The sequence below is a fragment of the Pseudomonas fluorescens genome (genome assembly GCF_005938625.1).
GTDB lineage: Bacteria > Pseudomonadota > Gammaproteobacteria > Pseudomonadales > Pseudomonadaceae > Aquipseudomonas > Aquipseudomonas fluorescens_BD.
Genome location: NZ_VCNJ01000094.1, coordinates 17,142 through 43,126, shown reverse-complemented (window position 1 = coordinate 43,126; position 25,985 = coordinate 17,142). Strand labels below are relative to the sequence as shown.

At 56.9% G+C, this 25,985-nt stretch carries 30 protein-coding genes, 1 tRNA gene and 1 pseudogene; 22 read left to right on the top strand and 10 right to left on the bottom strand.

The window, feature by feature from the left end:
• On the bottom strand, nucleotides 1-247 hold a 247-nt coding region (locus FGA82_RS32345; RefSeq protein ID WP_212760559.1), incomplete at its 3' end, for a hypothetical protein.
• Between the two features lie 275 nt (nucleotides 248-522).
• On the opposite strand from FGA82_RS32345, the gene FGA82_RS30505 reads away from it, so the two are divergent.
• Genes FGA82_RS30505 through FGA82_RS30490 form a run of 4 tightly spaced genes read left to right on the top strand, consistent with a single transcriptional unit; the run spans nucleotide 523 to nucleotide 6,097 of the window.
• Entirely contained in the window at nucleotides 523-3,354 is a 2,832-nt protein-coding gene (locus FGA82_RS30505) for a xanthine dehydrogenase family protein molybdopterin-binding subunit (RefSeq protein ID WP_141129970.1), read from the top strand.
• Nucleotides 3,347-3,886 (top strand): (2Fe-2S)-binding protein, encoded by a 540-nt coding sequence (locus tag FGA82_RS30500; protein WP_141129969.1) that lies wholly within the window; start codon nucleotides 3,347-3,349, stop codon nucleotides 3,884-3,886. The genes FGA82_RS30505 and FGA82_RS30500 overlap by 8 nt, the downstream gene beginning before the upstream one ends.
• 2 nt (nucleotides 3,887-3,888) lie before the next feature.
• Nucleotides 3,889-5,124: a c-type cytochrome gene (locus tag FGA82_RS30495; RefSeq protein WP_141129968.1), complete on the top strand. Its 1,236-nt coding sequence runs from the start codon at nucleotides 3,889-3,891 to the stop codon at nucleotides 5,122-5,124.
• A 1-nt stretch (nucleotide 5,125) separates the two neighbouring features.
• Nucleotides 5,126-6,097, top strand: coding sequence for an XdhC family protein (locus tag FGA82_RS30490; RefSeq protein WP_141129967.1), 972 nt, complete (start codon nucleotides 5,126-5,128; stop codon nucleotides 6,095-6,097).
• Nucleotides 6,098-6,138: 41 nt separating this feature from the next.
• Here the strand turns inward: FGA82_RS30490 and FGA82_RS30485 are convergent, their stop codons facing one another.
• Nucleotides 6,139-7,422: an NAD(P)/FAD-dependent oxidoreductase gene (locus FGA82_RS30485; protein ID WP_141129966.1), complete on the bottom strand. Its 1,284-nt coding sequence runs from the start codon at nucleotides 7,420-7,422 to the stop codon at nucleotides 6,139-6,141.
• Between the two features lie 183 nt (nucleotides 7,423-7,605).
• Between FGA82_RS30485 and FGA82_RS30480 the strand changes: the two genes are divergently transcribed.
• Nucleotides 7,606-7,682 (top strand) — tRNA-Val (locus FGA82_RS30480).
• Between the two features lie 112 nt (nucleotides 7,683-7,794).
• On the opposite strand, the gene FGA82_RS30475 is transcribed toward FGA82_RS30480, so the two are convergent.
• Nucleotides 7,795-7,989: a hypothetical protein gene (locus FGA82_RS30475; RefSeq protein WP_249384306.1), complete on the bottom strand. Its 195-nt coding sequence runs from the start codon at nucleotides 7,987-7,989 to the stop codon at nucleotides 7,795-7,797.
• A gap of 377 nt (nucleotides 7,990-8,366) precedes the next feature.
• On the opposite strand from FGA82_RS30475, the gene FGA82_RS30470 reads away from it, so the two are divergent.
• The 4 genes and pseudogenes from FGA82_RS30470 to FGA82_RS30455 form a co-directional block, all read left to right on the top strand.
• Nucleotides 8,367-8,615: a DUF2513 domain-containing protein gene (locus FGA82_RS30470; RefSeq protein ID WP_141129965.1), complete on the top strand. Its 249-nt coding sequence runs from the start codon at nucleotides 8,367-8,369 to the stop codon at nucleotides 8,613-8,615.
• A 287-nt stretch (nucleotides 8,616-8,902) separates the two neighbouring features.
• Nucleotides 8,903-9,268, top strand: a complete 366-nt coding sequence (locus tag FGA82_RS30465) for a hypothetical protein (RefSeq protein ID WP_141129964.1) — start codon at nucleotides 8,903-8,905, stop codon at nucleotides 9,266-9,268.
• A gap of 90 nt (nucleotides 9,269-9,358) precedes the next feature.
• Nucleotides 9,359-9,682 (top strand): hypothetical protein, encoded by a 324-nt coding sequence (locus tag FGA82_RS30460; RefSeq protein ID WP_141129963.1) that lies wholly within the window; start codon nucleotides 9,359-9,361, stop codon nucleotides 9,680-9,682.
• Nucleotides 9,683-10,408: 726 nt separating this feature from the next.
• Nucleotides 10,409-10,792: pseudogene (locus FGA82_RS30455) on the top strand (major capsid protein); the annotation flags it as partial.
• Between the two features lie 13 nt (nucleotides 10,793-10,805).
• Here the strand turns inward: FGA82_RS30455 and FGA82_RS32650 are convergent.
• Nucleotides 10,806-11,225 (bottom strand): hypothetical protein, encoded by a 420-nt coding sequence (locus FGA82_RS32650; RefSeq protein ID WP_249384305.1) that lies wholly within the window; start codon nucleotides 11,223-11,225, stop codon nucleotides 10,806-10,808.
• A 386-nt stretch (nucleotides 11,226-11,611) separates the two neighbouring features.
• Between FGA82_RS32650 and FGA82_RS30445 the strand changes: the two genes are divergently transcribed.
• Nucleotides 11,612-12,067 carry a DUF2214 family protein gene (locus tag FGA82_RS30445; protein ID WP_141129962.1) on the top strand — a complete coding sequence of 152 codons (456 nt, stop codon included), beginning with the start codon at nucleotides 11,612-11,614 and terminating at the stop codon, nucleotides 12,065-12,067.
• Between the two features lie 209 nt (nucleotides 12,068-12,276).
• Here the strand turns inward: FGA82_RS30445 and csrA are convergent, their stop codons facing one another.
• On the bottom strand, nucleotides 12,277-12,471 hold the full coding sequence (gene csrA / locus FGA82_RS30440) for a carbon storage regulator CsrA (RefSeq protein ID WP_003179932.1): 195 nt from the start codon (nucleotides 12,469-12,471) through the stop codon (nucleotides 12,277-12,279).
• A 250-nt stretch (nucleotides 12,472-12,721) separates the two neighbouring features.
• Here csrA and FGA82_RS30435 point away from each other — a divergent pair, with 250 nt between their 5' ends.
• On the top strand, nucleotides 12,722-13,090 hold the full coding sequence (locus FGA82_RS30435; protein ID WP_141129961.1) for an SPOR domain-containing protein: 369 nt from the start codon (nucleotides 12,722-12,724) through the stop codon (nucleotides 13,088-13,090).
• Between the two features lie 87 nt (nucleotides 13,091-13,177).
• Nucleotides 13,178-14,089, top strand: coding sequence for a siderophore-interacting protein (locus tag FGA82_RS30430; protein WP_141129960.1), 912 nt, complete (start codon nucleotides 13,178-13,180; stop codon nucleotides 14,087-14,089).
• A 54-nt stretch (nucleotides 14,090-14,143) separates the two neighbouring features.
• Here FGA82_RS30430 and FGA82_RS30425 read toward each other — a convergent pair whose 3' ends face one another.
• The 3 genes from FGA82_RS30425 to FGA82_RS30415 form a co-directional block, all read right to left on the bottom strand.
• Nucleotides 14,144-14,833, bottom strand: a complete 690-nt coding sequence (locus FGA82_RS30425; RefSeq protein ID WP_034152754.1) for an endonuclease — start codon at nucleotides 14,831-14,833, stop codon at nucleotides 14,144-14,146.
• Between the two features lie 4 nt (nucleotides 14,834-14,837).
• Complete coding sequence (locus FGA82_RS30420) at nucleotides 14,838-15,107, bottom strand: DUF1654 domain-containing protein (protein WP_166219800.1); 270 nt, start codon at nucleotides 15,105-15,107, stop codon at nucleotides 14,838-14,840.
• A gap of 198 nt (nucleotides 15,108-15,305) precedes the next feature.
• Nucleotides 15,306-16,394, bottom strand: a complete 1,089-nt coding sequence (locus tag FGA82_RS30415; RefSeq protein ID WP_141129958.1) for an asparaginase — start codon at nucleotides 16,392-16,394, stop codon at nucleotides 15,306-15,308.
• Between the two features lie 348 nt (nucleotides 16,395-16,742).
• On the opposite strand from FGA82_RS30415, the gene FGA82_RS30410 reads away from it, so the two are divergent.
• The 8 genes from FGA82_RS30410 to FGA82_RS30375 all read left to right on the top strand — a co-directional run bounded on the left by FGA82_RS30410 (nucleotide 16,743) and on the right by FGA82_RS30375 (nucleotide 24,360).
• Nucleotides 16,743-17,192 carry a hypothetical protein gene (locus tag FGA82_RS30410; RefSeq protein ID WP_141129956.1) on the top strand — a complete coding sequence of 150 codons (450 nt, stop codon included), beginning with the start codon at nucleotides 16,743-16,745 and terminating at the stop codon, nucleotides 17,190-17,192.
• A gap of 201 nt (nucleotides 17,193-17,393) precedes the next feature.
• Nucleotides 17,394-18,350, top strand: a complete 957-nt coding sequence (locus FGA82_RS30405; protein ID WP_016984936.1) for a sugar ABC transporter substrate-binding protein — start codon at nucleotides 17,394-17,396, stop codon at nucleotides 18,348-18,350.
• A gap of 56 nt (nucleotides 18,351-18,406) precedes the next feature.
• Nucleotides 18,407-19,960: a sugar ABC transporter ATP-binding protein gene (locus FGA82_RS30400; protein ID WP_141129954.1), complete on the top strand. Its 1,554-nt coding sequence runs from the start codon at nucleotides 18,407-18,409 to the stop codon at nucleotides 19,958-19,960.
• Nucleotides 19,957-20,934, top strand: coding sequence for an ABC transporter permease (locus FGA82_RS30395; RefSeq protein ID WP_141129952.1), 978 nt, complete (start codon nucleotides 19,957-19,959; stop codon nucleotides 20,932-20,934). The genes FGA82_RS30400 and FGA82_RS30395 overlap by 4 nt, the downstream gene beginning before the upstream one ends.
• Nucleotides 20,935-20,937: 3 nt before the next feature.
• Nucleotides 20,938-21,957 carry a LacI family DNA-binding transcriptional regulator gene (locus tag FGA82_RS30390; RefSeq protein WP_141129950.1) on the top strand — a complete coding sequence of 340 codons (1,020 nt, stop codon included), beginning with the start codon at nucleotides 20,938-20,940 and terminating at the stop codon, nucleotides 21,955-21,957.
• A 24-nt stretch (nucleotides 21,958-21,981) separates the two neighbouring features.
• A complete protein-coding gene (rbsK, locus tag FGA82_RS30385; protein ID WP_141129949.1) occupies nucleotides 21,982-22,899 on the top strand; it encodes a ribokinase in 918 nt (305 codons plus the stop codon).
• A complete protein-coding gene (gene rbsD / locus FGA82_RS30380; protein WP_141129947.1) occupies nucleotides 22,896-23,300 on the top strand; it encodes a D-ribose pyranase in 405 nt (134 codons plus the stop codon). Before rbsK ends, rbsD begins: the two co-directional genes overlap by 4 nt.
• Nucleotides 23,301-23,331: 31 nt before the next feature.
• Nucleotides 23,332-24,360 carry a nucleoside hydrolase gene (locus FGA82_RS30375; protein WP_141129946.1) on the top strand — a complete coding sequence of 343 codons (1,029 nt, stop codon included), beginning with the start codon at nucleotides 23,332-23,334 and terminating at the stop codon, nucleotides 24,358-24,360.
• Nucleotides 24,361-24,393: 33 nt separating this feature from the next.
• Here FGA82_RS30375 and FGA82_RS30370 read toward each other — a convergent pair whose 3' ends face one another.
• Nucleotides 24,394-24,600 (bottom strand): hypothetical protein, encoded by a 207-nt coding sequence (locus FGA82_RS30370; RefSeq protein WP_141129944.1) that lies wholly within the window; start codon nucleotides 24,598-24,600, stop codon nucleotides 24,394-24,396.
• 140 nt (nucleotides 24,601-24,740) lie between these two features.
• Between FGA82_RS30370 and FGA82_RS30365 the strand changes: the two genes are divergently transcribed.
• Together FGA82_RS30365 and FGA82_RS30360 are read left to right on the top strand one after the other, a co-directional pair.
• Nucleotides 24,741-25,046: a hypothetical protein gene (locus FGA82_RS30365; protein ID WP_007913485.1), complete on the top strand. Its 306-nt coding sequence runs from the start codon at nucleotides 24,741-24,743 to the stop codon at nucleotides 25,044-25,046.
• A gap of 169 nt (nucleotides 25,047-25,215) precedes the next feature.
• Entirely contained in the window at nucleotides 25,216-25,533 is a 318-nt protein-coding gene (locus tag FGA82_RS30360; RefSeq protein ID WP_141129943.1) for an I78 family peptidase inhibitor, read from the top strand.
• 72 nt (nucleotides 25,534-25,605) lie between these two features.
• Here FGA82_RS30360 and FGA82_RS30355 read toward each other — a convergent pair whose 3' ends face one another.
• Complete coding sequence (locus FGA82_RS30355) at nucleotides 25,606-25,818, bottom strand: cold-shock protein (protein ID WP_003179963.1); 213 nt, start codon at nucleotides 25,816-25,818, stop codon at nucleotides 25,606-25,608.
• Nucleotides 25,819-25,985: the final 167 nt, after the last annotated feature.

The window sequence follows — 25,985 nt, the reverse complement described above, 5'->3', positions numbered from 1 at the left end:
GTCCCGTCCGCTGCGCCATATCTGCTCCAAGGACCACTGAACGCCTTGAAGCACCGAAAACAGCCATTGGTTGATTCGGAATCGATAGCAAAGACCCTGGTCGAAAGACCGGGGTTTTTTGTGTCCGAAATTTGGCTTTTCCGCTTTTTTCTTCTATCCCCTCCATCCTGTGCCCTACACAAATCCCTGTGGGAGCGAGCTTGCTCGCGAAGGCGTCGGCATATTCAAAATTTGCATCGGCTGGCACAACGCTTTCGCGAGCAAGCTCGCTCCCACATGGGCATGCCCAGTTATCTCTGCGGTCTAGATGCGTTACCACGTCGCATTGATTTTTTGATTCTTTAGTCAAATTTTTGTAACTGGTTGTTTGCTGCGAGCGCAGAAACCTTTAAAGTTAACCTTTCGGTCAGCTTTGAACTGTCAACACGCCCTTTTGTTTAGCCAAGAAGGGCTTCTGCAAGACTCGAGATTCCCCAGTAGATAACCAGAAGGGCGGACACATAACCGCCCAGAGGATGATCCATGTCCAACCGTGAAATATCCCGGCGCTCGTTCCTCCAGGGCGGGCTGGTGGCGGGTGTGAGCGTCACGCTCACGCCGCTCAGCAGTCAGGCGCTGGCTGCCTTGATGGAAAACACTGTCACCGTGCCGTCCGAGAAGTGGCTCGGCAACAACGGCAAGGCGCGTCAGCGTAACGACGCACTCTCCAAGGTCTGCGGCAGCAAAGTCTTCGCCCGCGACATCCGCTCCAAGGACATGCCGGGCTGGCCTGAACAGCAAGGCCACGCCATGTTGCTGAAAACCATCAAGGCTGACCGCATCTACGCCGGTTACGACCTGTCGTGGCTCGGTGCCGATTTGCAGCCGGACCGCATCGTCACCGCCGCGGATCTGGACAAGGACGGCATCGTCTTCCCGGAAGAGCACGCCCCGGATCCACTGCTGCCGGAAGGCAAGGTGCCGATGTTCATCGGTCACCCGGTGGCGATCCTGATCTGGAACGACTTCGAGCGTTTCCGTCAGGCGAAGAACAAACTCAAATTCAATGACAAAGCGATTCGTTACGGTGCCAAAGTGCCGTTCTACGAAGGCGACCCCTACGGCAGCTTCCGCTACGTGCGCGTCGGCGGCGCGACCTCGGCCGACGAAGACGAATTCGCCAGCCTCAAGGACTCGATCCTGTTCCCGATGCTGAAGAACCGTCGTCCGGTATGGAATTCCCAGCCGAACTTGCACGGCAACCTCACCGAGCGTGGCCTGTTCTACGCCGACCGCATGAAGAAAGAGATCGATACCCCGCCGGACAACTGGCTGGTGTTCGACGAGCGCTACAAAACCCCGTCGATCGAACCGGCCGCCATGGAACCGGATAACGGCAACGGCTGGTACGACCCGAAAACCAAGACCCTGCACTTCGTGGTAGCCACCCAGTGCCCACTGGAAGCTGCGACCGAGACCGCAAAAATGATCTCGCCGTCGCGCTTCGGCCTGGCCAACCTCAACATGCATCCGGGTTACACCGTGGGTTACGGTTCCAAAGACCACAACATCTTCGTCTACTACGCAGCCCTCGCCGCGTTGTACGGCGCCGGTGTGCCAGTGCGTTTGGCCAACGACCGCTACGAGCAGTTCCAGAGCGGCATCAAGCGTCACCCGTTCGACATTCGCTACCAACTGGCCGTGGACAAGAACGACTACAGCTTCAAGATTTTCCGCGCCGAAATGAGCGTCGACGGTGGTGGCCGCATCAACTACAGCCCGTCCGTAGCGGCAGTTGGCGCCACGGCGGCGCAGTCGATCTACTACATGCCGCAGAACGACCTGCAAGTCACCGCTTACCACTCGCGTGGTGTTGAGGCGGGTTCGATGCGCGGTTACGGCACCCTGCAAAGCATGGCGGCGACCGAGATGATGGTCGACGAAATCGCCAATCGCCTCGGTGTCGATGCCATCGACCTGCGCCGCAAGAACGCCCTGCGTTCGGGCATGAAAAATACCCAGGGCGCGATCCCGGCCGGTGCTTTGCGCCTGCATGAAATTCTCGACAAGGCCTCGGTACACGAAGTCTGGAAAAACCGCGACGCGATCAAAAAACAGCGCGAAGCCGCCGACCCGGACAACTGGTACGGCGTCGGTTTTGCCATCTGCCAGAAAGACTTCGGCACCGGTTCTGAAGCGCCGATGGCCAGCATCGAATTCACCGCTGACGGTCGCATTACTCTGCGCCACATCGGTATCGAAATCGGCACCGGCATGTCCACCTCGCAAGCCCTGGTGGTGGCCGATTTCCTCGGCAGCCCGGCGCACGAAGTGAAGACCGGCGAAACCGAATGGAAGGAAATGCAGCTGATCACCAGCGGCAACCCTTACATCATGAGCCAGGCCGAGCAGGACAACCTGCTGCGCAACCCACGTTGGGTTGGCAAACTGGCTTCGGCTTCGTCGGCGACCAACTCTGCCTACTATTTCAGCCACGCCACCCGTGAAGCGGCACGCGTGCTGTTCAACAACGGTTTGTGGCCGGCGGCCATGGAAATCTGGCGTCAGGGTCCTTACGGCGGTCAAGCCAACCCTTACGTTGTACGTCGCGAAGATGCGCACTGGGTTGACGGCAAACTCACCGCCAACGGCATGCAGCCGCTGAGCTTCGAAGAGCTGGCCAAACACGCTCACGAGCGTGGTCTGGTGACCGGTGCCACCGTTCACGCATTCAACCGCTGGAGCTGGGCTGAAGCTGAATACAGCATCGACGGTGTGCGCGAGCGTCTGCCGCTCGATGGTCTCGCCGTGAAATACGGTGACGGCGCGCCGAAAGCGAAGAAAGCGTTGATGACCACGTCTGGTTTCCACCTGTTGGATCGCCAGAACATCAATTACCCGGTTGTCCAGCTCAACAACGCCGCTGTGACTTACTACAGCCCGGTCGCCACGCTGGTCGAGCTGAAGGTCAACAAGGGGTCTGCCGAAGTCGAAGTGCTCAACCACCATTCGTGGGTGGAGTGCGGCCGCGTATTGGTCGAAGAATTGGTCAAGGGCCAGCTCGAAGGCGGTATCGCCATGGGCATCGGCCACGCCTTGATGGAAGAAATGCCGCTGTATGAAGGTGGACCGGGAGAGGGTGACTGGAACTTCAACCGTTACCGTCTGCCGATGGCGCGCCACGTTGCCGTGTGGAAGCAGACGTCGGAGATTCTCCCGGCACTGTCGCCAAGTGATCCGTCCAAAGGCATCGCCGAAGTGGTGATGATCCCGATTGTCGGTGCCATCGGTAACGCCGTGGCGCACGCCATCGGTAAACGTGTTCGCGATCTGCCTATCACTGCTACGCGCATCAAGGAGGCCCTCAATGGCTAACCGTCCGCTTCAACTGACCCTCAACGGTCAATCCGTCGGCCCGGTGGACATCCCTGATGACCTGCCGATGATCGACTACCTGCACGAATACAAAAACCTCACCGGCTCTCGTCTGGGCTGCGGTCAGGGTATCTGCCACGCCTGCGTGGTGATCGTCGATAACCCGGACGGCACCAGCGAAGAAGTGCGCACCTGCATCACTGGCGCGCATTACTTCGAAGGCAAGAAAGTCCGCACCATCGAAAGCCACGCCACGCGTGACGAAAACGGCCAGGTCACTGAGCTGAACCCGATCCAGCAGCGCTTCGTCGACGAGTTCGCTTTCCAGTGCAGCTACTGCGCCCCGGGTTTCGTTAATGCTGCGACCGTGCTGGTTGAAAAACTGCAGCGCCAGCCGACCGTGCAGAGCAAGCTCGAACAAGTCATCGAGGACAGCCTCGGCCACCACGTCTGCCGTTGCACCGGGTACGTGCGTTATTACAACGCCACCCGCAACGTGCTGACCGATCTCGGCCTGGTCAAGGAGGGTTAAGCATGAAGCTTTTTCTGACCCGCCTGACCCTGGCGGCCGGCCTCGCTGCGCCGATGGTGTTTGCCCACGCCGATGATCAGGTCAAGCGCGGCGAGTATCTCGCTCGCGCCGCTGACTGCATGGCCTGCCACACCGCACCGGGAGGCGCGCCGTTTGCTGGCGGCCTGCCGATCGTCTCGCCGTTCGGCACGATCTACGGCACTAACATCACGCCGAGCAAAGAGCACGGCATCGGTTTGTACAACGATGACGAGTTCTTCGCTGCGCTGACCGAGGGCAAGCGTCGTGATGGCGCGAGCCTCTATCCGGCGATGCCGTACACCTCGTATCACCTGATGCCGCGTGAAGATTCGGATGCGATCCATGCGTACCTGAAAACCATCGAGCCGATCGAGCGCGCAGCACCGGTCACCAGTCTGAGCTTCCCTTTCAACGTTCGTCCGGGCCTGATCGGCTGGAACATGATGTACGGCAAAGCGCTGAAACTGGAGCCGGCCGAAGGCAAAAGTGAAGCCTGGAAGCGCGGCCAGTACATGGTCGAAGTGCTTGGTCACTGCGGTGAATGCCACACGCCACGTGGTCTGCCGGGTGCGATGCAGTTGGATAAACGCCTCACCGGCGGCATCCTCAATGGTTATCTGGCGCCGAGCCTGCTGGCCACTGATCTGGCGGCTCGCGGCTGGAACGAGCAGGATCTGGGCACCTTCCTCAAGCACGGTATGAGTGCGCAGGGGACGATGTTCAACGAGATGTTCCCGGTGTTCCATAACAGCACCCAAGGCCTGAACGATAGCGATCTGGCAGCGATGGCGACGTTCCTGCTCGGCGACAAACCGCCAGCCGCCAAAGCCCTTGTCGAAGTGCCAGTAGAGAAACTCAGCGCCAGCGCCCAGCGCGGTCAGCAGGAATACCTGAACGTCTGCGCCGGTTGCCATGCGGTCGGTGGCGAGGGCAAGCCGCATATTGCGGTGGCCATGCGCGGCAACACCACGTTGCGTCTGGAAGACCCACGCAACCTGTTGCGGGTGATCGAGGATGGTATCGGCGAGCAGAAGTTCTCCGGTTTCGAGCACATGCAACCGATGCCGGGTTTCGCCGACAAGCTCAAGCCTGAGCAACTGACCGACCTGCTCAACTACTTGCGTCAAGGTTGGGGCGGTCAGTCGGCTGAACTGGCAGTGAGCGACGTACAGAAACTGCAAGCCGACGCACCGTCCATCGAGCACAAGGTGCACTGACATGCAGCATCTCGATCTACAAGTGGTTCGTCGGGCGCTGGAGTGGTCGGTGGCCGGGCAGCGCATCTGGCTCTGCACCGTGCTGACGACCTACGGTTCGGCACCGCGTGCGCCGGGTTCGCTGCTGGCAGTGAATGACAGCGGACAGTGGATCGGCTCGCTGTCGGGTGGCTGCGTCGAGGAGGATTTCCTTGAGCGCGTCGCCGAAGGTGCGTTTATCGATGCGGTCAACGTCGTGCGTTACGGCGAGGGCGATGATCCGCGCTCGCGGGTCAGTCTGCCCTGTGGCGGCATTCTCGATGTGCTGGTTGAGAAATTTGACGCTGACTGCGAGGTGCACGCGCATCTGCGTGAATTGGAGTCGGCGCTGCTCGGTCAGCGCCGCTTGATTCGCGAGGTCGATCTGGCCAGCGGTGCGCGTAGCCTGTTCGCTGATCGCGAGCAGGGTGCGCGGATCGAGCGTGAGATTGATAGGGTGCGCATTCGTGTCGGCGCGGCCCAGCGTTTGTTGCTCGCCGGGTATTCCAGTGTGGCGCAGGCATGTGCCGAGTTTGCCGTTGGATTGGGTTTTGAGGTGATTCTCTGCGATCCGCGTGACGAGGTGCTTGAAGGTGTGGTGCTGGATGGCGTGGAAATTCGTCGGCAATTGCCGTCGGTGTTCATTGCTGACGGTGGCTGTCATCGTGATACGGCGGTGGTGGCGCTGACGCATGATCCGCGCATCGATGATCTGGCGATGATGGAAGCGGTGCGTACCGAGGCGTTCTACATCGGCGTGATGGGCTCGCAGCAGACTTCGCAGAAGCGCTTTGAGCGGTTACGTCGGATTGGCGGCTTGGGCGAGGCTGAGTTGGCGCGGATTCATGCGCCGATCGGTCTTAACCTCGGCAGCAAGACGCCGGCGGAAATTGCCTTGGCAGTGTTGGCAGATATCTTGCGCATCCGCAGTGGGATTGCTCGGGATCAGCTCTGAGTTCTATGTTCAATAAAAAGGGCCGCATCAGCGGCCCTTTTTTACATCCCGAATTTATCGCGTAGCCCGTAATACCATGCGCCCAGTGCGGCAAACGGCGTGCGCAACAGTTGCCCGCCAGGGAACGGGTAGTGCGGCAAGTCGGCAAACGCATCGAAGCGCTCAGCCTGACCGCGCAATGCCTCAGCCAACACCTTGCCGGCCAGATGCGTGTAAGTCACACCATGGCCGCTGCAACCTTGCGAGTAATAGATGTTGTCGCCCAGGCGTCCGACCTGTGGCAGGCGCGACAGGGTCAGCAGGAAATTTCCGGTCCAGGCGTAGTCAATCTTTACATCCTTGAGCTGCGGGAATGCCTTGAGCATTTTCGGGCGGATGATCGCTTCAATGTTCGCCGGATCGCGTGCGCCATACACCACGCCACCGCCGAAGATCAGGCGCTTGTCGCCGGTCAGTCGGTAATAGTCGAGCAAGTAATTGCAGTCTTCAACGCAGTAATCCTGTGGCAGCAACGTTTTCGCCAGCTCATCACCCAGCGGCTCGGTGGTGATCACCTGCGTACCGCACGGCATTGATTTCGCTGCCAGCTCCGGCACCAGGTTGCCGAGGTAGGCATTGCCGGCGACGATAATGAACTTGGCCCTGACCTTGCCTTGCGGCGTATGCACCACCGGGTTGGCGCCGCGTTCGATGCGCACGGCGGGTGACTGTTCATAGATAGTACCGCCGAGGGATTCAATCGCAGCCGCTTCGCCGAGCGCGAGGTTCAGCGGATGGATGTGGCCGCCGCTCATGTCGAGCATGCCACCAATATACTGATCGCAGGCAACCACTTCGCGAATACGGCGTTGATCGAGCAATTCGAGTTGTGTATGGCCGAAGCGCTCCCAGAGGCGCTTCTGCGATTCCAGGTGGCCCATCTGCTTGGAGGTAAGGGCTGCGAACACGCCGCCGTCCTTCAGGTCGCACTGGATGTTGTACTTGGCCACACGCTCGCGAATGATCCGGCCGCCCTCGAACGCCATATGTCCGAGTAGATGCGCTTGCTTGGGGCCAACGCTGCGCTCGATCACGTCGATGTCGCGGCTATAACTGTTAACGATCTGTCCGCCATTGCGCCCTGAGGCGCCGAAACCAACCTTGGCCGCTTCCAGCACGGTGACGCGAAAACCGTTTTCCAGCAGAAACAGGGCAGAGGACAATCCGGTATACCCGGCGCCGATCACACAGACGTCCGTCTCCACATCATCCTGCAAGACAGGGCGGGGCGGTACGGCGTTGGCCGACGCAGCGTAATAAGACTCTGGGTAAAGGGTGTTCGCCATCCTGCAGCCTCTGTTTAATATATTTTACGAGTGCGTCGATCCTACCCGAGTTGAAAAACCTCCGCCAGCCGCCGGAAAATCTTCGTCGGAGCCCCGAAATTAAATATTTTGCATATTCATAGGGTTAGGTGAAAAAAAGGTGTTGACACCCCTCCGGAATTCCGTAGAATGCCGCCTCACAGCAGGCACGTAGCTCAGTTGGTTAGAGCACCACCTTGACATGGTGGGGGTCGTTGGTTCGAGTCCAATCGCGCCTACCAAACAAAATCCGCTCTGCTGGGCGGTCTAGAAGGGCTCACCGAAAGGTGGGCCCTTTTTTGTTGTCTGTCGTTTGGGCAAACTTTGGGAATACTTTGGGCAAACGACCACCGATCACACCTTCAGATCGGCGCTCACCCGCATGTACACCACGGCGTCATCGCCATGACCCGCCTGGTAGTGTTCAGTCATCTTGACGTCCGCGTGGCCCAGCAGCGCCTGGATGTATTCCTGCGGGAAGTTCTGCTGCTCATATTGCGATGCTGATATTGCGGGGGGGACTTTCCCCAAAGTGCGCAATTCACGCAATACGCACACGAATAACTGAGCCCGGCCAACGCCAGTTTTTTTTGCAAGAAGGGGCGGGGCTGGCAAAAAGTTGTGCTAGAACTAATAGCTCCCTGTGCGTGAGGTGTAGCTGATGAAAAAGGATGAGTCGGTAAAAAGCGGTGATACGGAAAAGCCAAAACCGCAACCCAAACCTAACTATCACAGTGACCCGTCTCAAGGTGGTGGTGCTGGCCCTTTTCCTCCGATAGAGCCTGCTCCTAACCCAGGCCAAGGGCGTCCGCCTGGAACCCGGTAATCTTCTGTAAATCGGAAAGCCGCGAGTAAACCAGAAAAAATACATATTAAGCAGCCCGACATTGATCGGGCTTTTCCGTATCTACCAAGGGAGTGAAGATATGGTTCGCGACAAAAACTTTGCGAAGAGCATTCTGCAGTTCGTTGAAATGCACGACCAGAGTCGTGGGGTGAATACAGATATGGCAAAGCTTGCCCTGATCAATTACCCCGCAATGGGAGATTCCTTCAACTATCATCTTGACCTTCTTGTCGGTGGCGGATATTTGAGACGTGAGTTCACTGCTGATCACGCGCAGAGCTTTCTTCTTCTGACTTGGACTGGACACGACCTGCTCGAAACTCTTTGACCTGATCGATCTGAAAGGCCTTTGAAGAGCGATCTTTTTGTTTTGAGGCCTCGCCATTGTGCGGGGCTTTTTTGCCTCGAATTTACCTGTAGCCAGGACAGCCCTTGATAAGGCCTGCGCATCGATAGCCGAGTAGTGCGACATGCGGAATCGACGCCGGCAGCCCGTGCACCCTGAGTTTCAATTCGTAGTACTAAGATGCTTCACGCTCAGCTCGCCAGCTTTGATTATGAAAGGTGATGCTATTATGATGGCCGTCATTCAAATCAGCGTTTTAGAGGGATCTTATGCAGTCGTTTTTGTCGAAGACTTTTGGCGGGCTGACAACCAGCTACTACATCCGTCAGCTTGTTTTTGGGTCGCTATTTGCGATTATGATTTTGTCGCTCGCTGCGCATAGCCCGACCGGACTGATGGCTAAGCCGGGGCTGATTTTTATGTCGATTGTCTGTACGCTGCTTTACCCCTATTCTCGATTTGTATACGAGAGTGCTGTGGGTTACGTGATGGGTGAGAATGTGTTCTTCGTGAACGCCATCCTTATGCTCATGGTGAAAGGCTTCACGATGGCCATGTGCTGGTCGTTCGCGATTTTCATTGCCCCTATTGGCCTCGCGTACCTCTACTGGCACAACAGTCGACAGATATCTTGAGTTGCGTAAGCCCAGCCATCGCGCTGGGCTTTTTGTTGAGGCATTGAAATCTTTGGTTGGGATTCACCTTTCACACGATTGGAACAAGCAATGACTGAAGTAGTCGTAAAACAATTAGATGAATCACAGGCCTATCTAGCCAAAGGGTTGGTGCCGATCACGCCAGATTTTTGGGTCGTGTACCACGACGGAATTATCGTTTGCGTCTCCTCAAAGAGGAATGCTTTTGCTCTTAAGGCGTATATCGAGGAAAAAGCGCTTCTTTGTAAGTTCCTCAACGCAATCCAGCTGGCTTACGTTGCTAGTCTTAAGGGGAAAAACCTAGCTAATTGCGCTAGTGAAGAATACAAAAAATGGCTTGAAGATCAGTGGGGCACTCCACCACCACCAGGTGATAGCTCTCTTCACCCCTAGATTGAGCTCCGGGCATGACGGTCCTGCACTGATGCAGGGCTTTCATCCTTGGAAAACAGTATTGCGGAAAGCTTGGACGTCGATAGCCGGATAGTGCGACGTACGGAATCAACGCCGCAGCCCGCGCACCCTGACCTCACAATGCTGCAGGGTTGTGCGAGCCTTGATCAACTGGTTTGGCTTCCTGGGTGTGGAGACGATCCGGAACATTGCGATCGGGTGACTGATTTCAAGTTGCCGAGCCACAAAGCTGAATAAGCCGCGGCCGGCTTTCATGGCAATAACTAGTGGGAAGTATCCACAAGGTACATTGCTTCCACCTTGTGGCCAGTATTGGGATCCACGGCATCCAAACGGTCAAAAAGACCAGTGCTAAGCAACTGATTGGTTACCTCGACGGTCGCCTGTTTAGTATTAGGCGTGCGCGCATAACGGCGCGCAACCAGTAATCCAGGGAGTAGGGCTTAACTTGGTGATCTGCCGCAGGTGAACGCGGCACTGGCGCTGCTTCTACAAAGCATCGGGATGCTGGGCAAGCCAACAAGCGAAGAAAACTACGTGGATGACAATGGAAGAGGCGATCCAGCGGAAGCTTTTCGAGTACCAGGTGGCGAACCAGTGCATCGCAGGAGGTCCGGCCAAAAAGGCAAGCATGTAGATAATTGTGTCGGCAATTGGGGGCATTTGATGGCTCTCGGTTATTAATTTGCCCTACCCATTATTCACATGCGGATTTCTCGTGCCACCCAAAGTGGGTGCACTTTCTTCACTTCTCAGACGATTGATGTGTTCAACACCGCCAGCAATGGCGCGATCAACATCTCGGCGGAAGGTTTCACCGGCGACTTTCTCCGATAGTCGTTTTTCCCGACCTTGGCCGCTGCCCAGTGCCGCGTTGATCGCTACGCCGCCAACGGTGCCGCGCCGATCACCGACCTGACCGAGCTGAAGAACTCTTCGGTCAAAATCGCCGGCGTCTTCGGTCCGATCCGCTACGAGCCTGTACAGATGAGCTAGTTACAGCGTCCGACTGTTCAGGGCATCGAGGTAGCTTCTCGCGCCTTCGCTGAAGTCCTGCTCAAGGATGAACTGAACACTGCGATCGCGGCGTAGGTGGCAGCGATTAATCGATCTCCGGACATTTGAAATTCCATGAGTAGACCTTCATGGTTTTTACATCTTCGCCCACGGTTCCTACGCCAAGACAGGTTCTGTTTTTGGTGTAGTTGAAACTGCAGTGTTGAATTCCCATGGTGCAGGATTCAATTTCTACGAAGCCGTTTCTCCTCATGATGTTTTCTACGCCGAATTCCCCTGGGTAGGTCGGGTTCGGCTTCCAGCCATCATGCAAAAGGGCTTTCCTGGCGCTTTGAAACGACATTCCCTCTGTTATGGGAATCTCGGCTGCACTCGCACTTGCACAACACAGCAAGCCTATGAGGGTAGAAAAACTCACAGGATGCTTGTGAGGGATGTTCTTTGTGGATTTATCGTTGAGAACGTTATAGCGCGGGATGCTGATCCACTGGGAGTCGTAGTTCATTGTTTGCGGTCCTTGCTGATTCACATTGCAAATTTTTCCGTCGGGCGATTGAGGAATCGCCGTTCGTCGCGAGCGCCCTTTGAAAAAGTGTGGATATTGAACAGGTTACGAGTGTTACTAACCAGCCGGTTATCAAAAAAACGTTGTTACTGTTCGTGGGATTAAGTAACATTCGTCCCGCGTTCACCACCACGGTTTATGCATTTTTAAATCCCAAGCTTCCATCAGCTGCTTGGGATTTTTTTTGCCTGTGATTTGGCTTTTGCCGCTTCGAATTATCCTTCACGACTTCCCCAAGTGCCCGGCGACTGCCTCGCAGGCAAATCTCCACTTTTTCTACTACTACTGACTGGCCGATTTTCAACTCTTCTGATGGGGGTGTATCGATGCTGGTCCACTGGTCTCTTGCAGCTATTCATCTACTCGCTTTTGCCATCGGCTTCTGGGCGGTGCTGACGCGTGGGGCGGCGTTCAGTCGTCTGGCAGCCGGGACGGGAGAGCCCGGGCGAGTTTTGCTGGCTGACAATATTTGGGGGATTTCTGCACTGGTCCTGCTGGTCACCGGCGTAATACGTGCCTTTGGCGGCTATGAAAAGGGTGCTGACTATTATCTTCATCAGCCACTGTTCCATTTGAAAATCACGCTGTTCGTGCTGATTCTGCTTATTGAACTCGCACCGATGATTACCTTGGTCAAATGGCGTATTGCAAAAGGACGGGGTAAGGCGCTCGATGTCGGGCGTGCGAAGCATTACGCACGATTCTGTCATGTCGAGGCATTGTTGCTGGTGCTGATGGTGATCGCGGCCACAGGCATGGCGCGCGGCGTGACATTTGGTTAGGAAGGCAAATTCTCTGCGCTCTATCGGAAATGTCCGACAGCCAGTCCAGGGGATGGCAGGTAGTATCGGGTGACAAGGTGTGAAGTTAAAGCAAGGTTCTCGTGTCAGGCGCCGTGCCCGAAGATGGGGAGCGGATGCAAAACGGCGCGTGAATCTCTAGCCAGTCATTCCACGAGGTAAAACGGACTGGCTACTGACTGCGATTTGGCTCAGGGAGTTTGTGGCTTGTCCGGGGCGGTCAGGCCAGCCTGAATGCGCTGGTAAATCTCTTCACGGTGCACGGCAACGTTTTTCGGAGCGTTGATACCAATGCGAACCTGTTGGCCGCTTACGCCCAGAATGGTGATAGTGATGTCATCACCGATGTTTATGCTTTCACCGACTTTGCGGGTGAGTATCAGCATGGTCTTCTCCTTGATTGCTTTGTAGGGCACCTGATTCAGACAGTGCAGAGGTCGGTGGTACGTATAGATTAGTGCGAAGTCTCACGGTTTGGGTGCCTCTTTCTGACGCGCAGATGCGGCATTAATTCCCAGGGCGTAACTATACAGAGGCTGCAGGCATCAATCTCGTTGTTTTGTGCCCATTTTGCGGGGCTCGCGAAGTATTTATGAATGATAAGATCGCGGCTTTGAGAATTTCGAGGAAAGCGTTGTGCGCAAATTGGTTTGGGTAGTCGCGGCACTGGTATTGGCAGGCTGTGGTGAAGGCAAGAATGCAGATGCACCAAAACCACAATCGGTTGCAGTGACTGCGCCGGCGGCGGCCGCTGCACCACAATGGGATCTCGAAGTGCGCGGTGAAACGCCACAGGCTGTCAGCGACCTGAGTGGCTGGTTGATCGAGCACGCCTTTGTACCTACGGTGATCAAGGACAGCAGCGGCAAAACGCGAATTCTGATTGGACCGTTCAACTCCCAGGCTGAAGCGGAAGCTCGCAAAGTCCAAGTGGATGCAGCGCTGGTGAAGGCCAAGAAACAAAACGTTGAATCGGTGTTGGTCGAGCATCCGCTCACGCCGTAAACGTTCCGGTCGGCGGAATTTCCTAAAGGCTATCTAGCGCGACTCGTTCCTATTGAAGTCGCTGATGATTTCCTGAGGGAGTTCCCCATGGCCTCCGCCAATCCTTACAAATTGTTCGATGTGACCTTGCATCGAAAAACTCAGTTGAGCCCGCACATGATGCGGATCACGCTCGTCGGTCCTCCAGTCCGCGAAATGGCGACCTGGGCGCCGGATCAGCGGGTGAAGCTGTTTTTTCCTGCGGTCAATGGCTCGCACGCGAAGCTCTCTCAAGAGGAGGGTTGGTACGCCCGATTTCGCGCGATGCTGGCAGACCGACGTCCCGCCATGCGCACCTACACCATTCGGCATCTACGCGCAGAGCAAGGCGAAGTCGATATTGATTTTGTTCTGCACGGTGAGACCGGGCCGGCGTCGCGTTGGGCGCTGCATTCACAGCCAGGTGATTCGATGCAGATCCTTGCGCCCGATCGCCATTTCTCGGCGAAGGAGGCCGGCGGTTTTGAATGGAAGCCGCCACAGGCACTCAAGCAACTTTTGCTCGTTGCAGATGCGACGGCGCTGCCAGCAGCCATGGGCATTCTTGATGAGTTGGCGATGCTCGCCGAGCCACCACAAGTTCAGGCATTTTTTGAAGTGGACAGTGCTCAGGACATGCTCGACGTTCCTGACTGGCCAGGGTTGTCGGTACGTTGGTTGATCCGGGATCCTGCGAGCGAAACAATCGCGGGAGCGCTGATGGTGGAAGCGGTGAGGGCGGCGACTCTACCCATCCATGCATATTCAGCGGGTCAAGCGATTGAATTGGCTGACGTCGACATAGAAAAGGACATTCTCTGGGAAATCGCCGATACCGCCACTGAAGGTTTTTACGGCTGGATTGCCGGAGAGTCGGCGGCGGTGATGAGTTTGCGCAGATACCTGATCAAAGAGTGTGGCATACCTCGTGAGTCACTTAACTTGATGGGCTACTGGCGACACAACAAGTCCGCCAACTAAGCACCAATAAAAAGGCCTCGAACATAGCGTTCGAGGCCTTTTTTCGGGCTGCAATCAACCGCAGGCTTTCATATTCACCGGGCCGACAAATTCATTGCCGCGTCCCATCACGCACGCCACGCTCTGATTGCGCTGACGCTCCCAGTCCTGCACCGGGTAAGTCTTGTCCCACGCCTCGTACAATTGCCGATCCTGTTTCGACAGACGCAAGCCGTATTGCTTGCTCATGTAGAAGTAAGTCCGGGCGATCATGCCGCGAATCGACGGACGCGGCATGACCTTCTTTGCCTTGAAGTCGACCTGAGTCAGGCACGAGCCATACTGCCCGGATTGCACCGGCAGCCAGCCGTAGCTGAAGTTGCTGCGGTCTCCGTTGACCTCGCCAATACTCGGCACCAGGTTGTGCAAGTCGGCTTCAGCTTTCTGATAGCTGGGGTCGTAACGCGTGCAGTTTTTACGTCCACCTTCCTGCCAGCACTGACGCTGATGGCCGAACTGCCAGGCCGGCACGATGTGTTCCCATTCAATGCGTGACGCACGCTTGGCATTCTTGCGCGGTACGTAGCCGCAAGCCTTCAGGTCAACCTTGTTGCCGGTGTACTTGCACCCGCAATAAAACTCTGTGGACTGCGGCGCATACAGCTTCCAGGCGACCTTCTTGGCTTCGGTAAAGGTGCGGGGTGCGCCAGCCTGGGCACCCATGGCGATGAACAAAAGCAGCAAAGCAAAACAGCGGACACTCATTGAATCAATCTTCCTTCGGCACAACCCAAAAAATCTGCACACCACCGTCGTCGCGATAGGCGAGGGTGACGTTGTCGTTCTCGTCGATTTCCTCAAGCAAGCGTTCCCACTCGTCCATCGGCTCGTCCGGCAGACGGAAGATCAGTGCGGCTTTGGCTTTTTGGGCAGTAGGGGAATTGATGATTTTCTGAACGCGCATGCCCATGCGTTCGTAAGCGTCAGGAGCATCAGGGGAGGTGGCCACGAGGTTATCCTTATTAAGCTGTACGTGCATACAGTATTTAACTGTAAGCATTTTCGCAACTGCTTAAAATTCAAGAAAATCCTCTGACAGCGGTTTTCCGATTTTGGTGTAGGCCGTGTCGAATTTTTTGTGGGAAAAGTGCGAGAGCGTTGTAAGCGATGCACCACCCGCCCATTGGGCGAGTAGTGCGCAGGGTGCGCGATCGAGAGTTGATCGGGCGAAGGCGAATCAGTATTCCCAGAACATCCGTTGCAGCTCTTTGCTGTCGTTGGTTTTGGTCAGGGCGACCATCGCCAGGATGCGGGCTTTCTGCGGGTTCAGGTCGTGAGCAACAACCCAGTCGTACTTGTCGTCCGGCTGTTCGGCGTTACGCAGAACGAAGCCGCCAGCGTTGACGTGGGACGAACGAATGATTTGCACACCATCCTTGCGCAGCGCTTGCAGGGCTGGAACCACGCGGGAGGAGACCGAGCCATTACCGGTACCGGCATGGATGATGGCCTTGGCACCGGATTGGGCGAGAGCCTTGTAGGCAGTATCGCTAACGTTGCCGTAGGAATAAGCGATTTCTACATCGGGAAGGCTCTTGATGTTTTTGATGTCGAATTCCGAATCCATGGTGTGACGCTTGGCTGGCAAGCGGAACCAGTAGGATTTGCCTTCTACCACCATGCCCAGTGGACCCCAGGCACTTTTGAACGCCTCGGTCTTGATGTTGATCATTTTGCTGACGTCGCGACCGGACTGGATTTCATCGTTCATGGTCACCAGTACGCCTTTGCCGTGTGCTTCTTTGCTGCTGGCCACGGCCACTGCGTTGTACAGGTTGAGCATGCCATCGGCGGACATGGCAGTACCTGGGCGCATCGACCCGACGACGATGATCGGTTTGTCGGTTTTTTCCACCAGGTTGAGGAAGTAGGCTGTTTCTTCCAGGGTGTCGGTGCCGTGGGTGATGACGATGCCGTCGACGTCTTTGCTGTCGGCCAGTTCGGCGACACGACGACCCAGTTGCAGCAGGTTTTCGTTGGTGATGCTTTCCGAAGCGATCTGCATGACTTGTTCGCCACGCACATTGGCCAGTTTGTTCAGCTCGGGAATGCCGGCAATCAGTTGCTCGATACCCACTTTCGCAGCCTGGTAGGTGGCGCTGTTGGCGGCGCTCGCGCCAGCACCGGCGATGGTGCCGCCGGTGGCAAGTACTACGACGTTAGCGAGCTTGGTCTGGGTTTCGACTTCTTTTGCCTGAAGGGCGCTGGGCAGGAGCAGGAGGAGGGCCAAAGCGCCCGGAACCAAAGTGTTGAAAGCAGATTTCATTATTTTTCTCTCTAGTAGTGAGACGGTGCTGATGCAGGTTCATCTAGATGCACCCCAAGCCGATCTGGATGCCCGGAGTGCTGTGAAGGGAGCAGGATCTGTACCAGCCGTACTTTGCGTCAGAGAAATGTTTAACCTGATGATTTACATCAAGATTTTATGAGGTGGCGAATCGCGGGGAGAGTTGTTTATCCGGGTTTCCGAACAACGGACGCTTTCGCGTTCGGCTCTCCGAAAAGGACTACTGCTTTTGTCGAGTGATTCGAGTGGCCGGTTTCTGCTTTTGTGCTAAAGAAACCTTCGCGGGGGCCGATGGTTGTTCAAGGAAACAGAATCTAGGGAGTTCACATGTCACTGACGGTCGGTTTATCTAATCCTGCGGCAGTCACCATCGGCGGCAAAACCGCAGCGACTATCAATGCATTGAGCGAGGCGGGAGCGGAGGCTTCCACCGAGGCGCTGGGCAGTGAGAAAGAATCGAACAATCAGGTCAGGACCGGTGGTGCTGCCGCGCCAGAAGACAGCAAGGCTGAAAGCGGCGACAACCTGAGTGTCACGGTCAAGATGTTGCTCAAGCGAATGCAGGAACTGCAGAAGCAACTTCAGGAGCAGCAACAACAACTGGCGGCCGCACAAGCCAAGACCTATCCGACGCCTGAGGCGAAATCGCAAGCGGTGATGTCCATTCAGGGGCAAATCGCGCAAACCAGCGCTGCGATGGCAGAAGTGGCCGGTGCACTGGTCAAGGAAATGACGAAGAATTCCACCAGCGGTAATCTGGTCAGCACCACGGCATAAGCAGCGAAGGGGCGAGTCCGACGATTCGCCCTACAACCAATGACGATTTCTGATTGTTGACAAATGTCGGCGGGATTCGCATAGTTCGGTCTACGCAAACGTTTGCGCGGCTCTCCCGGCATTGTATGGCCCGGAAGAGAGCGATGTAGCTTACGCCAGCGCAAACGTTGCTCACAATAATCATAAGATCGGAGTGAACCCATGAAGCTGCCATTCGCTGGACGTCTTCTTGCTGTCGCTATGCTGGCTGCCACAGCCGCCGCACTACCTGTCTCCTCGGCATTCGCCGAATCCGCCGAAAAACCTAAAGTCGCGCTGGTCATGAAGTCTCTGGCCAACGAATTCTTCCTGACCATGGAAGATGGCGCCAAGGCCTACCAGAAAGAACACTCCGCCGATTTCGACCTGATCTCCAACGGCATCAAGGATGAAACCGATACTGCTGGCCAGACCCGCATCGTCGAGCAAATGATCCTGGCCAAGGTCAATGCACTGGTGATCGCGCCTTCCGATTCCAAGGCCATGGTGCCGGTGATCAAGAAAGCCGTCGATGCCGGCATCACCGTTATCAACATCGACAACCAGCTCGATCCGGCCATCGTCAAAAGCAAAAACATCAGCGTGCCCTTCGTAGGCCCGGACAACCGCAAAGGTGCGCGTCTGGTCGGTGAATATCTGGCCAAGCAGCTCAAGGCCGGTGACGAAGTCGGCATCATTGAAGGCGTGTCCACCACCACCAATGCCCAGCAGCGCACCGCTGGCTTCAAGGATGCGATGGACGCTGCGCAGATCAAGATCGTTTCCCTGCAATCCGGTGATTGGGAAATCGACAAGGGCAACAAGGTTGCTGCGTCGATCCTTAGCGAATACCCGGACGTCAAAGCATTGCTGGCCGGCAACGACAGCATGGCTGTAGGTGCTGTCTCCGCTGTGCGCGCCGCGGGCAAGGCCGGTCAGGTCCAAGTGGTTGGTTATGACAACATCAATGCCATCAAGCCAATGTTGAAGGACGGTCGGGTGTTGGCCACGGCTGACCAGTTCGCTGCCAAGCAAGCTGTTTTCGGCATCGAAACCGCGCTGAAAATCATCAAGGGCGAGAAAGTCGACAGCGGTGCCAACGGCGTGATCGAAACACCGGTCGAGCTGGTCACCAAGTAAGTCTTCTGGCGACACAACGGCGCTCGTCCGTCCGGGCGAGCGCATGGAGAGTTTTTATGTCAGTTTCCGCCCCGAACGCTGTCCTCTCGGTCAGCGGTATCGGTAAGACCTATGCGCAGCCGGTGCTCAGCGGCATCGATCTGACGCTGATGCGCGGTGAAGTGCTGGCGCTGACCGGCGAGAATGGCGCCGGCAAAAGCACCCTGTCGAAAATCATCGGCGGACTGGTCACCCCGACCACCGGCCAGATGCAATTCCACGGCAAGGACTATCGACCGGGCAGTCGCACCCAGGCTGAAGACCTCGGTGTGCGCATGGTCATGCAAGAACTCAATCTGTTGCCGACCCTGTCGGTCGCGGAGAACCTGTTTCTCGACAATCTGCCGAGCAATGGTGGCTGGATCAGTCGCAAGCAGTTGCGCAAAGCCGCGATCGAAGCCATGGCGCAGGTCGGTCTCGACGCAATTGATCCGGATACGCTGGTCGGCGAGTTGGGCATCGGCCACCAGCAAATGGTTGAAATCGCCCGCAACCTGATTGGCGACTGCCATGTGCTGATCCTCGACGAGCCGACTGCGATGCTTACCGCGCGTGAAGTCGAAATGCTCTTTGAGCAGATCACCCGCTTGCAGGCGCGCGGCGTTTCGATCATCTACATTTCCCACCGTCTCGAAGAGCTGGCCCGCGTAGCGCAGCGCATCGCTGTCCTGCGTGATGGCAATCTGGTCTGTGTCGAGCCGATGGCCAATTACAACAGCGAGCAACTGGTTACGCTGATGGTCGGTCGTGAACTGGGCGAGCATATCGACATGGGCCCGCGCAAGATCGGTGCCCCGGCGCTGACGATCAAAGGCCTGACCCGTTCCGACAAAGTTCGCGATGTCTCCTTCGAAGTGCGTGCCGGCGAGATTTTCGGGATTTCCGGATTGATCGGGGCAGGGCGCACGGAATTACTGCGCCTGATCTTCGGTGCAGACGCCGCCGACTGCGGCACCATCGCCCTCGGCTCGCCAGCCAAAGTGGTCAGCGTACGCTCGCCGGTCGATGCGGTGCGTAATGGCATCGCGTTGATTACTGAAGATCGCAAAGGTGAAGGCCTGCTGCTCAGTCAGTCGATCAGCGCCAACATCGCGCTCGGCAACATGCCGGAAATTTCCAGTGGCGGTGTAGTCAACAACGGCGACGAAATCGCTTTGGCGCAGCGTCAGATCGACGCCATGCGCATCCGCAGTTCAAGTCCGACACAACTGGTTTCAGAGTTGTCCGGTGGCAACCAGCAGAAGGTCGTGATCGGCCGTTGGCTGGAGCGTGACTGTTCGGTGCTGCTGTTCGACGAACCGACCCGTGGCATCGACGTCGGTGCCAAGTTCGACATTTATGCCCTGCTCGGCGAGCTGACGCGCCAAGGCAAAGCGCTGGTGGTGGTGTCCAGTGACCTGCGTGAGCTGATGCTGATCTGCGACCGGATCGGCGTGTTGTCGGCGGGGCGCTTGATCGACACCTTCGAGCGCGACAGCTGGACCCAGGATGACTTGCTTGCCGCCGCGTTCGCCGGCTACCAAAAACGTGATGCGTTGCTCAATGAAGCAGCGCCTAGGGATCTCCCATGAAAACTGCATCTCCTGCCGGCAAACGTGGTGGCAACTTCTATGGCCTGGGCACTTATCTGGGCCTGGCCGGTGCCTTGCTGGCGATGATTGCGCTGTTCTCGGTCTTGAGCAGCCACTTTCTGTCCTATAACACCTTCAGCACGCTGGCCAACCAGATTCCAGATCTGATGGTGCTGGCAGTCGGCATGACCTTTGTATTGATCATCGGCGGCATCGACCTCTCGGTGGGCTCGGTGCTCGCATTGGCCGCTTCGACGGTCAGCGTCGCCATTCTCGGTTGGGGCTGGGGTGTGTTGCCGTCAGCGTTGCTCGGCATGGCTGTGGCGGCACTGGCTGGTACAGTCACTGGTTCGATTACGGTGGCCTGGCGGATTCCATCGTTCATCGTCTCCCTGGGTGTGTTGGAGATGGCTCGGGGTCTGGCGTATCAGATGACCGGATCGCGCACCGCGTATATCGGTGACTCGTTCGCCTGGCTGTCGAACCCGGTTGCATTCGGTATCTCGCCGTCGTTCATCATTGCCTTGCTGGTGATCATCATTGCCCAGGCCGTTTTGACCCGCACCGTGTTCGGTCGCTACCTGATCGGCATCGGCACCAACGAAGAGGCGGTGCGTCTGGCCGGGATCAATCCGAAGCCCTACAAGATTCTGGTGTTCAGTCTGATGGGCCTGCTGGCCGGTATCGCCGCGCTGTTTCAGATTTCCCGTCTGGAAGCCGCTGACCCGAACGCCGGTTCCGGTCTGGAGCTGCAAGTGATCGCCGCGGTGGTGATTGGCGGCACCAGTCTGATGGGCGGACGCGGTTCGGTGATCAGCACGTTCTTTGGCGTATTGATCATCTCGGTACTGGCGGCGGGTCTGGCGCAGATCGGCGCGACCGAGCCGACCAAACGCATCATCACCGGTGCGGTAATTGTGATTGCGGTGGTGCTTGATACTTATCGCAGTCAACGCGCCAGTCGCCGGGGCTAAGACATGGCAACGATCAAGGACGTGGCAGCCCTCGCGGGGATTTCCTACACGACGGTGTCACATGTGGTGAACAACACCCGGCCGGTCAGTCAGGAAGTGCGGTTGAAAGTCGAGGCAGCGATCAAGAGCCTCGACTATGTGCCAAGCGCGGTGGCGCGCTCGCTGAAGGCCAAGACCACTGCAACCATCGGCCTGCTAGTGCCGAACAGTCTCAACCCGTACTTTGCGGAATTGGCGCGGGGCATCGAGGATTATTGCGAGCGTAACGGCTACTGCGTAATCCTCTGCAACTCCGACGATAATCCCGACAAGCAGCGCAGCTATTTGCGCGTATTGCTGGAGAAGCGCATCGACGGTTTGATCGTCGCCTCCGCTGGCGGTGACAGCGGCCTGGCGCAGGGACTGGCGGGGGTAAAGACGCCGATGGTCATCGTCGACCGGGGTCTTGACGGTGTTGATGCCGATCTTGTGCGCATCGACCATGAATACGGCGCTTACCTCGCAACCCGGCACTTGCTGGAATTGGGTCACCGCGACATTGCCACCATTGGCGGTCCGGCGAGTACCAGTGTGGCGCAGATGCGTCAGGCCGGATATTGCCGGGCGCTGAAAGAAGCGGGCATTGAAGTGCGACAAGCGCGCATGCTGGAAAGTGATTTCACCAGTACCGGCGGCTACAACGCGGCAGCGATTTTGCTGGAGAGCAATCCGCCAAGCGCGATCTTCGCCGGAAACGACATGATCGGTATCGGTGTTTTACGCGCGGCGGCGGAGCGAAATGTTCGCGTGCCGAGCGAATTGTCGGTGATCGGTTTCGACGATATCCAAATGAGTCGTTACGTGTATCCGGCACTCACCACTGTGGGGCAATCGATCCTGCAGTTGGGCGAGATGGCCGCCGAAGTGCTGTTGCGAAGGATTGCTACGCCGACTCTCGGCACTGATCAGCGGATCGTGACCCCGAGTATTGTCTTGCGCGAATCGACCGCACCGTTGTCCGGCGTGTTCACCGAATACCGCTGAAACCGAATTGACGAGTAATGATGTATGCCAGCAAATGTAGTGGTAATAGGCAGCCTGAACATGGATCTGGTGACTCGCGCGCCGCGGCTTCCCGTAGGCGGTGAAACGCTGATCGGTCATTCGTTTGCCACGGTTTCCGGTGGCAAGGGCGCCAATCAGGCGGTGGCCGCAGCGCGTTTGGGCGCACAGGTGGCAATGGTCGGCTGCGTTGGCGATGACGACTATGGCGTGCAATTGCGTAACGCTTTGTTGGCCGAGCAGATCGATTGTCAGGCAGTGAGTACAGTCAATGACTCCAGCGGCGTGGCGCTGATTGTGGTCGATGACAACAGTCAGAACGCCATTGTTATCGTCGCCGGCGCCAACGGCGCAATGACCCCCGCAGTGATCGACCGTTTCGATGCGGTTCTGCAAGCCGCAGACGTGATCATCTGCCAGCTCGAAATTCCCGATGCCACGGTCGGGCATGCGCTCAAGCGTGCGCGAGCACTGGGTAAAACCGTCATCCTCAATCCGGCACCGGCCAGTCGTCCACTGCCGGCAGACTGGTTTGCCGCGATCGATTATCTGATTCCCAACGAGAGCGAAGCCACCGCGTTGAGCGGATTGCCGGTGGACTCGCTGGAAACCGCAGGGCGTGCGGCCAGCCAACTGATTGCCATGGGGGCAGGCAAAGTCATCATCACCCTGGGCGCTCAAGGTTCGCTGTTCGCCAATGGCCAAAACTTTGAGCATTTTCCGGCACCGAAAGTGAAGGCTGTCGACACTACCGCCGCCGGAGACACCTTTGTCGGTGGCTTTGCGGCGGCGCTAGCCAATGGCAAGTCCGAGGCTGAAGCGATTCGCTACGGGCAGATCGCCGCCGCGCTGTCGGTAACTCGTGCCGGCGCGCAGCCGTCCATTCCAACCCAATCCGACGTACAGGCCTTTAAACCCGCATGAAAAAGACTCCTCTGCTCAACGTCGCCTTGTCGCGGCTGATCGCGTCACTGGGCCATGGCGACATGGTGGTTATTGGTGATGCCGGGCTGCCAGTGCCGCCGGGCGTCGAGCTGATTGATCTGGCGCTGACCCATGGCGTCCCGGATTTCGTCAGCACCCTGAAGGTCGTGCTCAGTGAGATGCAGGTGGAAAGCCATGCGTTAGCCAAAGAAATCTTCGACAAGCAACCGACTGCGCTGATTGCGCTGGATGAGTTGAATGAAGAGGGCGTTTTGGGGCGTCGCGATCTGCTCAGTCATGAGCAATTCAAGGTGCTCAGCCGACAGGCGCGGGCGATTGTTCGTACAGGCGAATGCCAGCCGTACTGCAATATCGTGCTGGTCGCTGGAGTCACCTTTTAACTTTTGATTTCACAAGCACAAGGAATGCGCCATGCAACGCTATGCTCAGAAACTGCACCAACTGCTCCGGAGCCTGCTGCTTTTGTCCGTTATCTCTGCCACCGGCGCTCACGCGGCGGAAAAAATCGACCTGATCATCGACACCGACCCGGGTGCCGATGACGTGGTCGCTTTGCTGTTCGCGCTGGCCTCGCCGGACGAACTCAACATTCGCGCGCTGACCACCGTGGCCGGCAATGTGCGCCTCGACAAGACTTCGCGTAATGCACGCTTGGCTCGCGAGTGGGCAGGGCGCGAAGACATACCGGTTTACGCTGGTGCGCCTAAGCCGCTGATGCGTACGCCGATCTACGCCGAGAACATCCATGGCAAGGAAGGCCTGTCGGGTGTCACCGTGCACGAACCGAAAAAGGGGCTGGCTGAAGGCAATGCCGTCAACTACCTGATCGAAACGCTGAAAAAAGCCAAGCCGCACAGCATCACGATCGCCATGCTCGGGCCGCAGACCAACCTGGCATTGGCGCTGATCCAGGAGCCTGAAATTGTTCAGGGCATCAAGGAGGTGGTGATCATGGGTGGTGCGCACTTCAACGGTGGCAATATCACTCCGGTGGCCGAATTCAACCTGTTCGCTGACCCGCAAGCGGCCGAAGTGGTCCTGAAAAGCGGCGTGAAACTGACCTACCTGCCACTGGACGTGACCCACAAGATTCTCACCAGTGATGCGCGCCTGAAGCAGATCGCGGCGCTGAACAACAACGCGAGCAAGATTGTCGGCGACATCCTCAATGAGTACATCAAAGGCGACATGGAACACTACGGTATTCCGGGTGGCCCGGTGCATGACGCTACCGTTGTGGCCTATCTGCTCAAGCCGGAACTGTTCACCGGTCGTTCGGTGAATGTCGTGGTGGATAGCCGTGAAGGCCCGACTTTCGGTCAGACCATCGTCGATTGGTACGATGGCCTGAAGGCGCCTAAAAACGCTTTCTGGGTTGAAAATGGCGACGCGCAAGGCTTCTTTGACTTGCTGACCGAGCGTCTGAAACGCTTGAAGTAAATCATTCGCCCGCAGGTGCCAGCCTGCGGGTTTTTACACCCTCTCAGTGTGTTCGTCCTGTTCGGTCGGGTAGCGCTCGAAAATCTGCTTGATGAATTGCTGAGCCGCCTCCGTGCCCAGCTCCTTGACCAATAGATCGATACCAATCAGCGCCAGCTCTTCGGTGGTTCCCGGGCTGTAGGAGCTATGTCCGTCTGCCCATTTGGCATTAATGGCGGCGTCGATGCTGATGGTGGTCATTGAGAGCGCTCGAAAAGTCGAAAAGTCGGAAAGTCTGAGTTTCGAGTTAACCATTTTGTCGGGCGTTTGGCACTCCGACTTAGGCATGAACAGAGCGCTATGCGACACTTGGTCTTTTAAGGCTTTCGAAGGATCGTGTTGTGCAGATCGATTTGAACACTCCTGACGGACTCACGCTCGACGCAGTGCGCCAGTTGCTCGCTTCGGCCAGCGATGACGAACACACGCAACTGCGCGTGACCAAAGGTGGTATCGCTTACATTTCCTCCGGCGTTACCGGTGGGCAGGATATCGACGGCTTGCTGTTTCGCCTGGAAACCTGGGCCAAGGGCTCGGGCTACGTGGGCAATGTCGCGGCCAGTGACGAGGTGTGGGTGATGCAGATTTTCAATGCGCTGAAGGACAACTGGCCAAATCCACCGTATGACTACATCGACGTTTACTGAGCGCCATTAATATTCAGTCACGATTGATTGATGAAGTGACGCATGCCCCTCAGGCACACTCGGCGTTTTTCCGATCGTGGGGCAGGGTGATGGCCTTGGCTGTGAAACCAAAAGCCGGAATGGCGGTCGCACGATTTCAGCTTAACCATTTTGAAAACAAGGAGGCTTCATGCCTTTGAAGTTCGCGACACTGGGTGCACTTATGGCCGCTGCCATGTTGGCCGGTTGCAGCACGACCTCCAGCGAGTCGGCAAAGGAATCTGCGGCGACCGAAGCCGGTCACAGCCGCTGTGAAGCAACGGCGGCGGAGTTCGCCATCGGTAAGAAAGCTTCGCCGGAACTGCTGGAGCAGGCGCGTGCCAAGGCAGGGGCGCAGAATGCCCGTTTCCTCAAGCCGAACGACATGATCACGCTCGAGTACCGCTCCGACCGCTTGAATCTGAACACCGACAACAACCTGGTGGTCACTCGCGTCAACTGCGGCTGATTGCACAACGCTTTTGTTGCAGGCATAAAAAACCCCGTCACATGGACGGGGTTTTTTTAGTGCGCGCAGAAATTACTCTGGGCGAACCTGTGCAGCTTGCATACCCTTTTGGCCTTTCTCAGCCACGAAAGAGACGGTCTGGCCTTCTTTCAGGCTTTTGAAACCGTCGGATTCGATAGCTTTGAAGTGTACGAACAGGTCGTCACCGCCACCTTGAGGAGTGATGAAGCCGAAGCCTTTTTCATCGTTGAACCACTTAACGGTGCCGGTTTGGCGATTAGACATGGTGTATCTCCAAGAAACATATATTTTTCAGTACTGTGCTGCTCAGGCCAACTGGGCACACCCGGGTATCATAGTCGAAATGTTCGCTTTGGTAGCCCCCCGGACGTGCTGTTTGCCAATCAGTCGTGTTTTCTTTACTGCTGATTTCGGCTGAAAGCCCCGGTTTA

Bases quoted from the DNA above. Each gene is read 5' to 3' on its own strand.
- FGA82_RS30505 (WP_141129970.1), top strand. From the start codon at position 523: ATGTCCAACCGTGAAATATCCCGGCGCTCGTTCCTCCAGGGCGGGCTG.
- FGA82_RS30500 (WP_141129969.1), top strand. From the start codon at position 3,347: ATGGCTAACCGTCCGCTTCAACTGACCCTCAACGGTCAATCCGTCGGC.
- FGA82_RS30495 (WP_141129968.1), top strand. From the start codon at position 3,889: ATGAAGCTTTTTCTGACCCGCCTGACCCTGGCGGCCGGCCTCGCTGCG.
- FGA82_RS30490 (WP_141129967.1), top strand. From the start codon at position 5,126: ATGCAGCATCTCGATCTACAAGTGGTTCGTCGGGCGCTGGAGTGGTCG.
- FGA82_RS30485 (WP_141129966.1), bottom strand. From the start codon at position 7,422: ATGGCGAACACCCTTTACCCAGAGTCTTATTACGCTGCGTCGGCCAAC.
- FGA82_RS30470 (WP_141129965.1), top strand. From the start codon at position 8,367: ATGGTTCGCGACAAAAACTTTGCGAAGAGCATTCTGCAGTTCGTTGAA.
- FGA82_RS30465 (WP_141129964.1), top strand. From the start codon at position 8,903: ATGCAGTCGTTTTTGTCGAAGACTTTTGGCGGGCTGACAACCAGCTAC.
- FGA82_RS30460 (WP_141129963.1), top strand. From the start codon at position 9,359: ATGACTGAAGTAGTCGTAAAACAATTAGATGAATCACAGGCCTATCTA.
- FGA82_RS32650 (WP_249384305.1), bottom strand. From the start codon at position 11,225: ATGAACTACGACTCCCAGTGGATCAGCATCCCGCGCTATAACGTTCTC.
- FGA82_RS30445 (WP_141129962.1), top strand. From the start codon at position 11,612: ATGCTGGTCCACTGGTCTCTTGCAGCTATTCATCTACTCGCTTTTGCC.
- csrA (WP_003179932.1), bottom strand. From the start codon at position 12,471: ATGCTGATACTCACCCGCAAAGTCGGTGAAAGCATAAACATCGGTGAT.
- FGA82_RS30430 (WP_141129960.1), top strand. From the start codon at position 13,178: ATGGCCTCCGCCAATCCTTACAAATTGTTCGATGTGACCTTGCATCGA.
- FGA82_RS30425 (WP_034152754.1), bottom strand. From the start codon at position 14,833: ATGAGTGTCCGCTGTTTTGCTTTGCTGCTTTTGTTCATCGCCATGGGT.
- FGA82_RS30420 (WP_166219800.1), bottom strand. From the start codon at position 15,107: ATGCACGTACAGCTTAATAAGGATAACCTCGTGGCCACCTCCCCTGAT.
- FGA82_RS30415 (WP_141129958.1), bottom strand. From the start codon at position 16,394: ATGAAATCTGCTTTCAACACTTTGGTTCCGGGCGCTTTGGCCCTCCTC.
- FGA82_RS30410 (WP_141129956.1), top strand. From the start codon at position 16,743: ATGTCACTGACGGTCGGTTTATCTAATCCTGCGGCAGTCACCATCGGC.
- FGA82_RS30405 (WP_016984936.1), top strand. From the start codon at position 17,394: ATGAAGCTGCCATTCGCTGGACGTCTTCTTGCTGTCGCTATGCTGGCT.
- FGA82_RS30400 (WP_141129954.1), top strand. From the start codon at position 18,407: ATGTCAGTTTCCGCCCCGAACGCTGTCCTCTCGGTCAGCGGTATCGGT.
- FGA82_RS30395 (WP_141129952.1), top strand. From the start codon at position 19,957: ATGAAAACTGCATCTCCTGCCGGCAAACGTGGTGGCAACTTCTATGGC.
- FGA82_RS30390 (WP_141129950.1), top strand. From the start codon at position 20,938: ATGGCAACGATCAAGGACGTGGCAGCCCTCGCGGGGATTTCCTACACG.
- rbsK (WP_141129949.1), top strand. From the start codon at position 21,982: ATGCCAGCAAATGTAGTGGTAATAGGCAGCCTGAACATGGATCTGGTG.
- rbsD (WP_141129947.1), top strand. From the start codon at position 22,896: ATGAAAAAGACTCCTCTGCTCAACGTCGCCTTGTCGCGGCTGATCGCG.
- FGA82_RS30375 (WP_141129946.1), top strand. From the start codon at position 23,332: ATGCAACGCTATGCTCAGAAACTGCACCAACTGCTCCGGAGCCTGCTG.
- FGA82_RS30370 (WP_141129944.1), bottom strand. From the start codon at position 24,600: ATGACCACCATCAGCATCGACGCCGCCATTAATGCCAAATGGGCAGAC.
- FGA82_RS30360 (WP_141129943.1), top strand. From the start codon at position 25,216: ATGCCTTTGAAGTTCGCGACACTGGGTGCACTTATGGCCGCTGCCATG.
- FGA82_RS30355 (WP_003179963.1), bottom strand. From the start codon at position 25,818: ATGTCTAATCGCCAAACCGGCACCGTTAAGTGGTTCAACGATGAAAAA.